12 protein-coding genes are annotated in these 14,569 nt (G+C 42.2%); 1 reads left to right on the forward strand and 11 read right to left on the reverse strand.

Translation table 11 applies throughout. From position 1 onward, the window contains the following. Positions 1-56 precede the first annotated feature (56 nt). The 10 genes from galE to L2D08_RS00050 form a co-directional block, all read right to left on the reverse strand. Positions 57-1,118 carry a UDP-glucose 4-epimerase GalE gene (gene galE / locus L2D08_RS00005; protein WP_242231635.1) on the reverse strand — a complete coding sequence of 354 codons (1,062 nt, stop codon included), beginning with the start codon at positions 1,116-1,118 and terminating at the stop codon, positions 57-59. Positions 1,119-1,199: 81 nt separating this feature from the next. Beyond that, on the reverse strand, positions 1,200-2,276 hold the full coding sequence (locus L2D08_RS00010; protein WP_242231636.1) for an EpsG family protein: 1,077 nt from the start codon (positions 2,274-2,276) through the stop codon (positions 1,200-1,202). A 49-nt stretch (positions 2,277-2,325) separates the two neighbouring features. Next, on the reverse strand, positions 2,326-3,210 hold the full coding sequence (locus tag L2D08_RS00015; RefSeq protein ID WP_242231637.1) for a glycosyltransferase family 2 protein: 885 nt from the start codon (positions 3,208-3,210) through the stop codon (positions 2,326-2,328). Further along, positions 3,173-4,324: a glycosyltransferase family 1 protein gene (locus L2D08_RS00020; RefSeq protein WP_242231639.1), complete on the reverse strand. Its 1,152-nt coding sequence runs from the start codon at positions 4,322-4,324 to the stop codon at positions 3,173-3,175. Before L2D08_RS00020 ends, L2D08_RS00015 begins: the two co-directional genes overlap by 38 nt. Next, on the reverse strand, positions 4,309-5,460 hold the full coding sequence (locus L2D08_RS00025; RefSeq protein ID WP_242231640.1) for a glycosyltransferase family 4 protein: 1,152 nt from the start codon (positions 5,458-5,460) through the stop codon (positions 4,309-4,311). The genes L2D08_RS00020 and L2D08_RS00025 overlap by 16 nt, the downstream gene beginning before the upstream one ends. 34 nt (positions 5,461-5,494) lie before the next feature. Beyond that, positions 5,495-6,373: a UTP--glucose-1-phosphate uridylyltransferase GalU gene (galU, locus tag L2D08_RS00030; RefSeq protein WP_242231641.1), complete on the reverse strand. Its 879-nt coding sequence runs from the start codon at positions 6,371-6,373 to the stop codon at positions 5,495-5,497. Beyond that, complete coding sequence (locus L2D08_RS00035) at positions 6,370-8,283, reverse strand: polysaccharide biosynthesis protein (protein ID WP_304653917.1); 1,914 nt, start codon at positions 8,281-8,283, stop codon at positions 6,370-6,372. The genes galU and L2D08_RS00035 overlap by 4 nt, the downstream gene beginning before the upstream one ends. Then, on the reverse strand, positions 8,273-8,452 hold the full coding sequence (locus L2D08_RS00040; protein ID WP_242231643.1) for a hypothetical protein: 180 nt from the start codon (positions 8,450-8,452) through the stop codon (positions 8,273-8,275). The genes L2D08_RS00035 and L2D08_RS00040 overlap by 11 nt, the downstream gene beginning before the upstream one ends. A 241-nt stretch (positions 8,453-8,693) precedes the next feature. Beyond that, positions 8,694-9,350, reverse strand: a complete 657-nt coding sequence (locus L2D08_RS00045; protein ID WP_242231645.1) for a CpsD/CapB family tyrosine-protein kinase — start codon at positions 9,348-9,350, stop codon at positions 8,694-8,696. Then, the gene (locus L2D08_RS00050) at positions 9,337-10,092 is read right to left on the reverse strand and encodes a YveK family protein (RefSeq protein WP_242231647.1); all 756 of its coding nucleotides are present in this window, start codon (positions 10,090-10,092) and stop codon (positions 9,337-9,339) included. Before L2D08_RS00050 ends, L2D08_RS00045 begins: the two co-directional genes overlap by 14 nt. A gap of 461 nt (positions 10,093-10,553) precedes the next feature. Between L2D08_RS00050 and L2D08_RS00055 the strand changes: the two genes are divergently transcribed. Continuing rightward, on the forward strand, positions 10,554-12,335 hold the full coding sequence (locus L2D08_RS00055; RefSeq protein WP_242231649.1) for an ABC transporter ATP-binding protein: 1,782 nt from the start codon (positions 10,554-10,556) through the stop codon (positions 12,333-12,335). Between the two features lie 309 nt (positions 12,336-12,644). On the opposite strand, the gene L2D08_RS24160 is transcribed toward L2D08_RS00055, so the two are convergent. Then, positions 12,645-14,339, reverse strand: coding sequence for a hypothetical protein (locus L2D08_RS24160; protein WP_304653918.1), 1,695 nt, complete (start codon positions 14,337-14,339; stop codon positions 12,645-12,647). Positions 14,340-14,569 lie beyond the last annotated feature (230 nt).

The raw sequence follows: 14,569 nt of genomic DNA on the forward strand, positions 1-14,569 counted from the left end.
TGGCTTTTTAGGTACTTACATACCCATTTTTCAACTTAAAGGTGTTTTTATTTGTCTCACTCCATGGGGTCAGTCCCGTTGGCACCTATAATGACAGGCAGTTCTTCTTTTCTGTATCCCTCTGGATTAAGCTGCTGCCATCTCCAGGCGTCTTCACACATTTCCTTCATGCCTCTTACGGCCTCCCAGCCGAGCTCCACTTTCGCCTTCATGACGTCTGCATAGCAAACAGCTGCATCCCCCGGACGGCGCTCGACAAGGCGGTACGGGATTTCGCGTCCGGATGCCTTCTGAAAAGCTGTAACCATTTCCAATACGCTGTAACCATTTCCCGTTCCAAGGTTATACGTATGGACACCCGTTGCCTTTTGCAGCTTGTCCAATGATTTTAAGTGCCCGATCGCTAAATCCACAACATGAATATAATCTCTTACTCCCGTTCCGTCTTGTGTCGGATAATCGCTTCCAAATACATTCAAGCTTGGAAGCTTTCCGACCGCTACCTGGGAGATGTACGGCATCAGATTATTCGGAATGCCATTTGGATCTTCTCCAATCAAGCCGCTTTTATGTGCGCCGATTGGGTTAAAGTATCTTAAAAGAGCCACTCTCCATGTTTGGTCTGAATCGTAAAGATCTTTTAAAATCTCTTCGATCATCAGTTTAGTCCGGCCGTATGGATTGACTGCACCAAGAAGAGAGGTTTCCGTGATCGGCACTTGATCCGTTACCCCGTATACCGTAGCAGAAGAACTGAATACCAGGTTTTTCACGCCGTGTTTTTTCATCACTTCACAAAGAATTACGGTGGCTGTCACATTGTTCTGGTAATACGTAAGCGGAACCAAAACCGATTCTCCCACCGCCTTTAATCCAGCAAAATGAATAACAGCATCAATTGAATAAGCCGCAAAGACACTGCTCAGCCCTTCTTTATCAAGCAGATCAACTTCATGAATGGGAAACTGCTTGCCCGTAATAGCCTCTACCCTTTTTAATGATTCCGGCTTGCTGTTTGAAAAGTTATCAACCACTACAATGTCATGCCCCGCATTCAACAGTTCCACACATGTATGGCTGCCGATATAACCTGCACCACCTGTTACGAGAATTGCCATTTCTTCTTCCCCCTTTTCTTAAAAACAAAAAAAACCAACATTGTAAGCCCAACGTTAGTTTTTTATTCATTCGATTTTCGTTTAAAAATATTCACTCTTATAAATGATACCCAGTGAAAGAACATTTTCGTAATAGTAGTAGACAAAGTAACAAATGATCAATCCATAGTAAATAAGCTTTTGATCTTTTTCTTTAAATAATTTTACAATCCATGAAATAAGAACTAATTGATATAAACTAAAATAAATAGAAAATCGGGCGAATATCCAGTTCTGAGTCGAGATGAGCATAAAAACAAAACCGATCAAAGCCATGTTTACAATAACATCACTCTTTGGAAAAATTTCTTTTAATTTATCCCTTCCAAGATAAGCAATCAAAAGAGGAACTAATTCAACAGCTACACGTAATGGATTCGCTCCTCCTTCTTGGAAACTGTTATAGTGTCCATATTGCGTATCCTTAATGGCAGAAAATAAAGTTGCAGAAAATTGATCAAACCCAATTACGATTAGTATAGCTAGAAAAACGAGCCCAGCTGTTGCTTTCGACCAGGCTTTACATCTTACAACAAAATAAATAGGAATTAAGACGAGAGCGCTTTGGTGAAAGGTAGAAGCAAACAGTACAACCAGTGTATACTTTATCCAGTTTCCTTCGACTAAGAATTTTATCGCTGCAAATACAATAGCTGCTGCTAATACCTGTCTAATCCCATTCATGGTAATTAAAAATAGGCCGCCTGTTATATACACATATAAACTTAACTCAAGCATTCTTGAGTATTTGTATAAAACCAAAACAATTAAAAGATTTGTAATAAGTGCTGTTGTGAAAATGAGGAATTGGGGATCGTCAGACACTTTTTTTAATAGCATTTGAAGAATACCGAACCCCTGGTCTTTCTGGCTTGAAATATATTCCCATGTAAAGTCATTCATTTCGTAAATATGTTTATAGAAGAAAGTATCGCCAATTCCCGATCTAAGACCAGATATTAAAACGAGGGACACTAATGATCCAAAAACAAGCAGCTTATTATGCTTTATAAAAAATGTTGTTCCAGCAGATGTCGTCACCAGGACAGGGTTGGAAAAATAACGTGAAAAAAAAGCCAGTGTAAACACAATGGCTAAGTTTATCCATAGAGGAGTCATATGATAGATCCTTTCAAGCCAGCAACAAGGATCTTATTATCAAATGGTGTTAAGCTGTCCTTGTTTTTGCTGTAATATAAAAATATAATACAATCCCAAATGGTGCTGCTAAAACTGTAAGACCTTTGTTAGGTGCTTCGTTTAAAAAATCCCGGTTTTTACTCAATAAACTGCTCGATATATAATGAATGGCCTGTCTGAATTTAAAAGAAGGACTGACAAACGGGAGTTTCATTAATTCTTTACGGTAGAAAGCAAACCCTTTTGGATTCTTACGGTACTGCTTCAGCATATTGCGGGACGAACCATCTGGAAGATACTCCACACAACACAGCACTTCGTTCAATAAAAGCATTTCGTATTGCTTGTCGATCATGTAGTACTTATAAGCTAAGCCTACATACCTTTCATTTTCAAACAATGGATAAGGAAACTTCTTTGTTAATTCTGTTCGATATACAAGTTTTTTATCTCCTGTTACTCCATGCTGGTTATATAAATGAAATAAAGTAGATCTTTTTAGATGATCCGGTATCTTCGTCCCAATGACCTTATTTGTAAAATCTGCATCTAAACCGATGATTCCAGCTACTTCTTTGCTTCCATGTTTTCTCCAAAAATCAACAATTTTTTCAACCGCTTCATCTGGCATGTAGTCATCCGAGTCGATACAAACATTCAGTTCTGTTTTTATCAATTCATAAGCTGTATTATGTGCTCCGTGCATGCCCTGGTTTTGCTGCCAGTGGTATTGAATGTCCAGCGTTCCTTCTCTCTGCCAGCCCTTTATCAATTCTTTCGTTTCGTCGGTAGATCCATCATCGATAATTAACCAGACGAAATCTTTACAGGTCTGCCTTTTTAAACTTTCATAGCATTGATTGAGGCAGTAGGCTCTATTGAATGTTGGAGTAAAAACGGTTAAAGTTTTCACTGCTTTCCTCCCCTAACGTTAAATACATATGCTGTAGTTCCCTGACAGTTTTACGTATGTCATACCCCTTTTTATTTAAAGCATCTTTCAACGAATTTCTTGGGGTATTCTTCTCATTAACATCCTGGATTTTAGTTATCCATACCTCTTTGTTAGCGAGCGGCAAGTATTCTACCAAGTTCTCCTCCATCTGTACTTCTTTTGTAATCGTGTCAGAGATAATACATGGCAGCCCTGATGCCTGTGCTTCTACGAGAGTGACTGGCAGCCCTTCATGAAAGGAAGGAAAAACAAAAACATCAAATGCTTGCAGCAGCCGGTGAATGTCTTCCCTAATGCCCAGAAGCCGTACTTTTTTTTCTAAGCGCAGCTCTTTTATTTTCGCTTCAATTTTAGGCCTTAACACGCCATCGCCAACGAGTACAAGCCGGGCATCTGGATGAATTTTAATGAAGTCTGCAAATATCTCCAGCAAAAAAGCATGATTTTTTTGGTGGTTAAATCTGCCAACGTGGCCTATAACAAGAGACTTGGAGGATAGCCCTAATTCTTTCCGAGTATCACTTCGAAGTTCTGCGGAAAACTGAAACTTATCTGTTTCGATCCCATTTCTTAACATGTAGGCTTTGCTATATTTATTTTTAAATAACCATTCCGCTGCTTCAGACGAACAAGCAAACGAATGAGTAGCTGCGGTATTAATTCCTTCTCCTACATACCACTTATAAGCTCTTGATACGAAACTGCCTTCACTTCTTGTATTATGGCTGTGTGCTATTCTGATAGGAATCCTTGCTCTCTTTGCTTCTCGGAGAACAAGACCGCTCATTTTATCCATATGGGAATGAACAATTAAATACCCCGGATTCTTTTTAAAGAATTGATAAAGCTCCTTGATATAGCCTCTGTGGCCCACTTCTGTTACATATGGAATTCGATGTACCCGTCCGCCCAGTTTTCGTATTTCGGCGTCAAATACGCCTTCCTTGCACGTTAAAAAGTCAAACTGAACCTTTGCACGGTCAATGTTTCGGTATAAATTCATAATAAGGGTTTCTGCACCGCCCCGATTCATGTTTACCACAACGTGCAATATCCTTAATGGGCTGCCCACTGCTTGTCCCCCGTTTCTTCCATATAAGATTGATAAATGTCACTTTTTTGATTCAGCACTTTTTCCACGCTGAATTTGTTCCGGATGATGCTTCGGCCGTTGTTTCCGAATTTTTGACTTACATCGCTCATGCCAGCCAGTGCTTTTAATTTTTTGGCAAACGCTGCTGGATCGTTTTGATCAATAATCCAGCCGTTCCGGTCGTTTTGAACGAGCTCCCGGTGGCCTCTGTTCGTAAGTGCTACAACAGGCAGCCCGCTTGCCATCGCTTCCATAATATTGACGGGGAGCCCTTCCCTGAGGCTGGAGGCAACGGCTGCGTCACACATCGGAACAATTTCTTGAAGATCCTTTCGGTAGCCAAGAAAGTCAACCATATGGCTGAGTTCAAGTTCTTCCGCCCGGTTTCGGCAATGTTCAAGCAGTGTGCCTTCACCGGCTAAAAGAAGCCTTGCATGCGGCACATCCTGTTTGATCAGTGCCAGTGCTTCGAGGAGAAGCTCCTGGTTTTTGTTTTTATTAAACTCTGCTGCGTAAAACAGCAAAAAATCATCCGGCTTGTAGCCAAATGACTTTTTACGCTCTTTTTTCTCCTGCTCTTTCAGCGGCTTAAATTGTTCTGTATTGACGCCTACACCGTTTACGTACCGAGTCTGTTTGGCGCTGAAGTGCCGGCTGGCCAGCTCGTAGTCTTCTTTATTAATCGTAATCAAACAGTCCGTATAGCGGGACAAGCTTTTTTCGATCGGATAATAAACGAGCCAGGGCAGCAGGGGGCCGCCTCTGCAAAAGTGGAATCCGTGAGCCGTGTAAATCACTTTTGTGCCCAGCTTTCTCGTTTGTCTGGCGGCCAGCCGTGCCAGCACCCCGCCCATCGGTGTATGGCAGTGGATCATCTGGTATTGGTTTTGACCCATGATCTTCTTTAATTCTTTATAGGCTTTTATATTCTTTCTATTAAAGGGTGAACGCTGAATGGGGATGTTCCACTTTTGATCGACATAAGGAAGTTCCATTTCGCCACTGGCGGCCACATGAACTTCCCAGCCCTGCTCTTTAAACCATTTTAAATAAGGAAGGTGGAAGGCTTTAAAGTGATAATCAACCGTTGCACAAAAAAGCACCTTGTTTGCCATATGCGTCATTCTCCTCGTTTTTTCTTTATGCCGGTTACCTTGCCACTTCCTGCGATACAATAGAGGAAAGATAGGCCATTAATTCACTTCGAAGCTCTTTATGCTGCAGGGCAAACTCAATGTTTGTCTGGATAAAGCCCATCTTTTCTCCAACATCGTAACGCGTCCCTTCGAAGTCATACGCATAAACCGCTTCATGCTCATTCAGCTGGGCGATGGCATCCGTTAATTGAATTTCTCCGCCTGCGCCGGGCTTTTGGCTGTTTAATAGCTCGAAAATTTTCGGACTTAATATGTAACGTCCCAGAATGGCCAGATTGGATGGCGCTTCTTCCCTGGCTGGCTTTTCTACTAAACCGCGAACGGAGTAGAGCCGGTTATCAATCATGCTCCCATCCACAATCCCATATCGTGATACGGCTTCTTCTTGAACCGTCTGAACGCCTAAAATGGAAGCATTGTAGCGGTTATATTGATCAATCATTTGTTTTAAGCACGGGGTATCCGCTTTGACAATATCATCACCCAGCAGCACGGCAAACGGCTCGTCTCCAATAAACTTTCGCGCACACCAGATGGCATGCCCCAATCCTTTCGGCTCTTTTTGGCGAATGTAATGAATGTCTACAAGCTTAGATGATTTTTGAACTTCACTTAACAACTCGAACTTGCCTTTGCTTAATAAGTTCTGTTCGAGTTCAAATGAATGGTCAAAGTGGTCTTCAATGGCCCGTTTTCCTTTGCCTGTTACGATGATGATATCTTCAATGCCAGACTCAATCGCTTCCTCGACGATGTATTGAATGGTCGGCTTGTCCACAATCGGCAGCATTTCTTTTGGCATTGCTTTAGTAGCTGGAAGAAATCTTGTTCCAAGTCCTGCAGCCGGGATAATGGCTTTTTTTACTTTCATCTCACCCACTCCTTTGATCTTTGAATCGTCATAATAGGCTCTGGCTGAGGGATCGTAGGAGCATGAACCGATAAAACAGGCTCACGCCCTGCTTGTTCCTCTTTCGTTGTAAACACTGGCCTATTATTCGCTACATTTAATAATGTGTCTCTTAATTCTTCTTTGCTTAAAGAAGAGAAAACAGATGTAATATGCTCGATTTCACTTAAGTACATTTTTGCTGTTTTGCCGATATAAATTTTTGGATAAACCTGCTGCTCACTCACTTCATCTTTTTGCAGCAGTTCCTCGAACAGCTTTTCACCCGGCCTTACTCCTGTAAAGGCCAGTCCTATATCCTCGACAGAATATCCTGACAGTGTAATAAGATTTTTTGCAAGATCGACAATTTTAACCGGCTCCCCCATATCGAGCACAAAGATTTCTCCGCCTTTTGCCAGGGCGCCCGCTTGAATGACCAGCCTTGACGCTTCCGGTATGGTCATAAAATAGCGAATCATATCCGGGTGGGTCACTGTAACCGGGCCGCCTTTTTCAATTTGTTTTTTAAATAACGGAATGACACTTCCACGGCTTCCAAGCACATTGCCGAATCGGACAGCAACGAAGCGGGTACTGCTTTGCTGGTCCATGCCCTGGATGATCATTTCCGCCAGGCGCTTGGTTGCTCCCATCACACTTGTTGGATTCACGGCCTTGTCGGTGGAAATCATGACAAATGTGTCGACGTTGTACTCGCTTGCCGCTTGTGCCACATTCAATGTACCGATAATATTGTTTTTCACCGCTTCTTCCGGATTCCGCTCCATCAGCGGCACATGCTTATGCGCGGCTGCGTGATACACAACATCTGGTCGATATGTCTGGATGACTGCGACGATTTTTTCCCTGTCCTGCAAATCAGCAATTTCTGTGACAATATCGATCGCTGATGTTTTAAAACGTTCTTTTAAATCCATTTCAATGGAGTAAATACTGTTTTCTCCGCGTCCAAGTAAAATAAGCTGCTTCGGATTGTAAGCAGAAATCTGCCTGCATAGTTCAGAACCGATCGATCCTCCTGCTCCCGTTACAAGAACCACTTTGTCTGTTAGAAAGTCAGCCACGCTGTCGATATCCATTTCAACCGGATCACGGCCCAGCAGATCTTCTACCTGCACATCACGAAATTGATTAACTGATACTTTTCCGGTAACCAAATCCTCCAGCATAGGGAGAATTTGTGTTTTCACCTTTGTTTTCGCACACTCCTGATAAATAATGTTCAGTTCTTTTTTGCTTAAAGAAGGAATGGCAATAATAATATTTTCAATGGCTCGCTTTTGCACCACTTTTCCGATTTCTGTTACATTACCGGCAACCGGAAGGCCCAGGATATCCAGGCTGTGCTTTCTCATATCATCATCAATAAAAGCAACCGGTACGAGGTCTGTTTCGTGGTTGTTCAAAAGCTGCCTGGCTACCATCGTACCCGCTGCTCCCGCTCCAATAATAAGCGTGTTCTTTTTATTCTCATTTGTCTGGAACTTGGCATCGTGATACATTCTCCAGGCTAACCGGGAGCCGCCAATGAATAATAAGTGAAGCAGCCATGTTACCGCCAGCAGCCGGAAATGAATATTTTGTACAATCAACTGCTGGGTAAGGGCAGCGAAAAAAGTAGAATACGTGACGACTTTTAAAATAATGACTAATTCTCTCGTACTGGCATAGGCCCACACTTTTTTATACAGCTTAAATTGAATGGCCAGCGTATGGTGACACAGTAAAATAGAAATGGAACTGATCAGGATTGGCCCTGTAACAACGTAAACGGTCGCACCGACAAGAAACTGGCTAATAAAAATGGCTGTTAGAACAATACAGGAATCAATAAAAAGGAATAAAGGAATTCGCTGTTTATAACTCATATGCGTTCTCCTTTTGCGTTCTTGTTTCCTTATCGATTCTGTTTATTCTGTTTATGATCGCATTATTTATGAGATCCCTGATTTCAAGTAATTCTTCTCTCGATGCATCCTGCTTCATATACCTTACTGCTTTTTTTATCGACTTAGGATAATAATCGAGCTTGTCCATCTTATTTCACAGCTCCTTTCTTTTAATAAAGTTTTTATGCAGCAGGATGTTGGAAAGCCTGACGCATAAAAACTTTATTAAAAAACGGGCATCTAACCCTCCCTCACACCACACTTTCGACGACTGGCGTCTAAGGTTTTTCAACCCACAGCATGACCGAGTGCCCCCATTGATACAGGTAAGGAGACATCACCTAACTCCGTTCTTAATAAAGAACGATCAAATTAAAAAAAATCCTTTTTCATGCTTCATTCATAATCCCGCCTATTAAGTGTGCATCGGCAAGTTCCAAAACCCGTTTTGCTTCCTGTACATGTTTGACTTCTGTTTTATAGCGGTTCATCACGAGCAAAACGCCGTCACATTGATGGGCCAGTACTCTTGTTTCGGAAAAATCCAAAACAGAAGGTGCATCAATTACTACCACGTCGTACAGGCTTTTAACTTCATTTAAAAAGCTTTTCATCTCCTGGCCCCCCAGTAATTCGGCCGGACTAAATGAAGTTGAACCGCTTGGCAGGATCTCCAGGTTTTCCAGCTCTGTCTGGCAGGCGACTTCTTCTAATTTCACGTCATACATCAGAATATTGGTTAAACCTGCTTCATTTGAAACCTCAAACATAGAATGAATGCTTGGTTCTTTGATATTTGCATCAATTAAAAGTACTCTGTCTTTTTGCTGGGCCATAGAAATGGCTAAATTGGCTGCCGTGGTTGACTTTCCCTCTCCAGATCCTGGTGAGGTAATGATAATTGCTCCTTGTTTGTTTTCTTCAGCTAAAAATTGAAGATTGGCGCGGACAATCCGGAATTGGTCGGAAATAGCAGATTCCGGATTGAATAGCGTAACAAGTGCTTTTTTATCAGCTGCTGTTTGACGACTTTTATTCCAGATCAAATGCCTCACCCCTCACTGACGACTTTTGTTTTTTGTTTTTCTTGAATGACCATTTTTTCTTGGTCATGTTTGAAATCCCCCCTAAAGCAGGCACACCGAGCAATTCTTCTATTTCTTCTTCTTTTTTAACCGTTCCGTCTAATGAATCAAGCAGAAACACAAGACCGATTCCGAGTACAACACCTGCGACCAGGAAAACTTTAGCACTTAGTCCCTGAGCCGTTCCAGCGCTTACAGGCGTAATACTTTCTTTTGCCGGTGTTAATAATTTTATATTTTCAAAACCCATTAACTCAGATATTTCACTCTTAAACACTTTCACCGTTGTATTCGCTATGTCAGCAGCTGTTTTTGCTTCTGGGTCCACAACAGAAATTTTAACAACTTGGGATTCATCAATTGTGGCTACCGTAATCTGGGCTGCCAGGCTTTCTACTGACTTGTTTAAGTTTAATTGTTCATTGACTTTCTCTAGCATAAACGGGTCTTTGATCATCACCAGGAGTGTATTCATGTTATCTTTGCCTGCATCTACAATCATTCTGGTAGAAGATTCATAAACCGTATCTCCCGTGGCGGGAGTATCGTTTTTGCCGTTTATAATAAGACCGGCGATGGTAACAAGAACCGTTACAGCAACAACAATCCATATTCGCCGTCTGATCAGCTCATAGTATTCTTTTAAATCAATTTCTTTTTTATTGGCGGAAGGTTTTGGTAGTGCTTGTCTCGTCTCTGCCACATGTATCACCCTTGCTTTCCTTATTTTTGACTAAGCTTTGAAGCGAACAACATTGTTCTTTTTAAAGAACATTTTAAACATAAAAAATCCTTCAGCTTGCGCTTTCTTTAAAACAATTCGATTTTTTCTTTTGTTCAATGATCTATTTATCAAATGGACTATGCACTAGTTATTCTTTATAGCGAACAAAGCGGACAAAAAAATTTGCGATTAAGCTATTACTAAGGTATATCTCCCTAAATGGCATTCATCTTTCCAATTTCTCTCTTTATTTTAGTTCCTTATAAAGAACAAGTCAACAACAAATTTTTTGTGCATAAAATCAAATGACAGATTTGCAGACCAAAGCTCCGGCGATATTCTATAAATATCTTGAAAAGCCTGTTTATATCCTTTATCATTCGTTATAAAGAACATTACAGTATGATCTACTACAGTGAATTTAAAGGTGGAGGCACGGTATGACTGCATTTATTCATTATATAAAACGGCTGTATGCTTTTTCCGGAAAGATTTTGTACGTTAATTTGCTTGGCATGATTGCCGTTAGTTTTCTCGACAGCATCAGTATCTTGCTTTTGATTGTATTGTTAAACGTGAGCGGCATTCTGCATGCGTCTGTTATGTCAACAATGTGGGGGCTATTAGACTTTATGACAGGCTCTCTGTCCCATATCGGGCTTCCCGTGATTCTCGGAGCTTATATTTTTTTGATTATCGTGCAAAATCTTTTAGCTAAAAGCATTGCCATTCGGGATGTGAAAATTCACCATGGATTTATCAACCATTTAAAAGAAGAACTTTACCAAAGCTTGCTCCAGGTAAAGTGGACCTATTATTTGCAGACAAGAAAATCTAATATTATTAACTCTTTAACAAAGGATCTTAACCGAGTGAGCATTGGCATTAAAATGTTTATGCTGCTGATTACCAACCTGGTTTTTACGCTGTTTCAAATTGGCATCGCTTTTTATCTGGCCCCCCAGGTTACTGCTCTTGTGCTCGTATGCGGTCTTGTTCTTGCTCTTTTTTCCTGGCGTTTTGTGAAACAAGCTAAAATAACAGGAAAAGAAACAACCCAGCTCTCGAGGGAGTATCTTGCCGGCATTACAGACAACTTGAATGGCATCAAGGATATTAAAACAAATACGCTTGAATCATCCCGGCTTAAGTGGCTGGTTTCTTTAAATAAAAGAGTGCTTACAGAGCAAGAGGACTTTGTCAGGATGCAGACGAATTCTCAATTAAGCTATAAGACGGCTTTGGCCTGCATTATCGCCTTATTTATCTTTTCATCCGTTCACTTTATTCATACGAAGCCTGACCAGCTCCTGCTTGTGATTATTATTTTTTCCCGGCTGTGGCCGCGTTTTGTTGATATACAGCTGAATATCCAGCAGCTCGCTTCCTCGCTGCCCGCTTTTACCCTTTTATTAAGCCTGCAGAAACAGACAGCTGAGTACAAAGAGGATATCTATACAGAGGCCAAACAACCAGCACCTCTTTGTATGAAACACAGTATACAGTGCCGCGATATAAGCTTCAAATATGGATCGAATCCTGACTCTTATGCGCTTCAAGAAATAAATATAACGATTCCGGCCAGGTATATGACAGCTATTGTCGGAAAGTCCGGTGCGGGCAAAAGTACGCTGATCGACCTTTTGATGGGGCTTAACCGCCCGAACAGCGGCAGTTTGGTTATAGACGGTGTTCCCTTAACAGACAGCAATCTGCTTTCATTTCGGAAAACCATCAGTTACGTTTCGCAGGAGCCGTTTTTGTTTCACACAAGTATTCGAAAAAACTTGCTCCTAGTGAAACCTGATGCCTCTGAAGAACAGCTCTGGGAAGCTTTGAATTTTGCGGCAGCTGATGGCTTTGTTAAAAAGCTTCCAAAAAAATTAGACACGCAGATTGGCGACAGAGGAGTACGGCTGTCAGGCGGTGAGCGGCAGCGATTGGTTTTAGCACGGGCTATACTGAGGAAACCCTCTATCCTTATTTTAGATGAAGCCACAAGCGCTCTGGATACTCATAACGAGGCGGCAATTCAAAAAGCCATTGAGCGAATGAGAGGAGAAATAACCGTTATTGTCATTGCCCATCGTTTATCGACAATTCGCCATGCCGACCAGATCATCGTACTTGATCAAGGAAAGATCCGGCAGCAAGGAAGGTTTGTCGAGTTATCTCAGAATTCAAAGGGAGTGTTTCATCAATTGTTGACTAAACAATTATGAAGCAGTTCAATAACGTAGAAGAAGGAACGACAAAAATCCCCGTCCTAGTGATGGGGATTTTTTTATTTAGTTTAAATCACGTATTAAATCTGGAAGACCAAAACGTTTCAACTGCCTGCTTTCTCGTTTTATTTACAGCCCTTATTCTTAACAGCCACTAGTATGTTGCGTTAAATCAAAGGCATTTTACCATTGTCCTGCATAATAACTTTTTTCCATTTATGATGAGTCTCTTCTTATAGGGTTTCAAGAAAAAACGAGCTGATAAAAATAACCTCCCTTTCTATCAGCTCACGCAGTCCAGCATGTTTATTTGAACAATCCACTAATCCAGCTTGTCATTCTCGCGATCATGCCGCCACCGGAAGATTCTCGTTCCTGCCCGCTATCGCTTTCTTTCGCCGTGCTGCTGTTTGTTTCTTTTTCATCTTGTTTACCGTTTTCTTTTTCGCTTTGATTGCTGCTTTCTTTTTCACTGTTAGTACCGCTATTGTCATTGTTGTTATTGCTCGATGGGCTGGTATTATCTTCTCCTTTAGCTGGAGCTTCTGATTCACTGTTTTTATTTTTCTTATCTGTATTTTCTTCAGAAGATGCTTTACCTTCCGAGTCGTTATGATTTTCTGCCGATTCTGGTTTTTCTTCTGACTCAGTTCTCTGCGCCGGTGGTGAGACTGAACCAGGTGCTGGGCCAGTTATCTGTTCTTCCGATGATGTTTCTGGCGCTGGATTTGTCACCGGTGCTTCCACTGGTGCTTCTTCCGGCGCTGGACTCGTCACCGGTGCTTCTGCTGGTGCTTCCGGCGCTGGATTTGTCACCGGTGCTTCCACTGGTGCTTCCGGTGCTGGATTCGTCTCTGGTGCTTCCACTGGTGTTTCCGGTGCTGGATTCGTCTCTGGTGCTTCCACTGGTGCTTCCGGCGCTGGATTTGTCTCCGGTGCTTCCACTGGTGCTTCCGGTGCTGGATTCGTCTCTGGTGCTTCCACTGGTGTTTCCGGTGCTGGATTCGTCTCTGGTGCTTCCACTAGTGCTTCCGGCGCTGGATTTGTCTCCGGTGCTTCCACTGGTGCTTCCGGCGCTGGATTCGTCTCCGGTGCTTCTGCTGGTGTCTCTGGTGCTGGATTTGTCTCCGGTGCTTCCACTGGTGCTTCCGGTGCTGGATTCGTCTCCGGTGCTTCTGCTGGTGTTTCCGGCGCTGGATTCGTCTCCGGTGCTTCCACTGGTGCTTCTACTGGTGCTTCTTCCGGTACTGGATTCGTCTCTGGTACTTCCACTGGTGCTTCCGGTGCTGGATTCGTCTCCGGTGCTTCCACTGGTGCTTCCGGTGCTGGATTCGTCTCCGGTGCTTCCTCCGGTACTGGATTCGTCTCTGGTGCTTCCACTGGTGCTTCTTCCGGCGCTGGATTCGTCTCTGGTGCTTCCACTGATGCTTCCTCCGGTGCTGGAGTTGTCACCGGTGCTTCTTCTACTTGTGCTTCTTCCGGTACTGGATTCGTCTCTGGTGCTTCTTCCGGCGCTGGACTCGTCACTGGTGCTTCTGCTGGAGGTACTGACGCCGGCTCCGTTTCTGCTTCTTCTTCAGGTAGAGGTGCTGCAGCTTCTTCATTTGGATTTACCACAACAATTTCTTCTGGTTTCTCTTGATCAATGACAGGATCAAGCAGGCCTTCACCCACTGGAGATGTTCCGGCATCCCCAATGATTTCGGTTTCTTCCTCCGGTACCACTATATCTGTTTCAACAAATTCTGTTTCTTTCTCAGCTATCTCGGTTTCTTTTTCTCCAACAACCGTTTCTTCTCCCAGCACTGGCACATCTGCTCCTGGAATTACTTCTTCTTCCCCAATAATTTCCCCCTGTTCTTCCTCAAGGAGAAGGTCTTCTTCAAGTTCTTCCAAAAGTAGTTCCTCTTCTTCTAGAAAATTATTGGTACTTATAATCGTTTCGAATTTAATAGGCTGGTAACTAATCACCTTTGGGACCATGTACAATTTTTTAGTCATGAACTGCTCCTTTGATACAAAGTAACTAATTCTTTAAATAGAACCAGTTTTATTAATCCTTTTCACTTTTTTCAGATTTATGATTCTATAAACTATTATAAAGTATGGGTTGTTCTTTTTAAAGAACAAAATAAGCAGAGAGATTCCTCATCCTATTTGGTAGAACAAGATAAAGAACATTATATCTTAACCTGTATACTTCCGCTTTCTAGATATAATTTTTTCTGCCT

Source organism: Domibacillus sp. PGB-M46 (assembly GCF_022668875.1).
Classification (GTDB): Bacteria; Bacillota; Bacilli; order Bacillales; family Domibacillaceae; genus Domibacillus.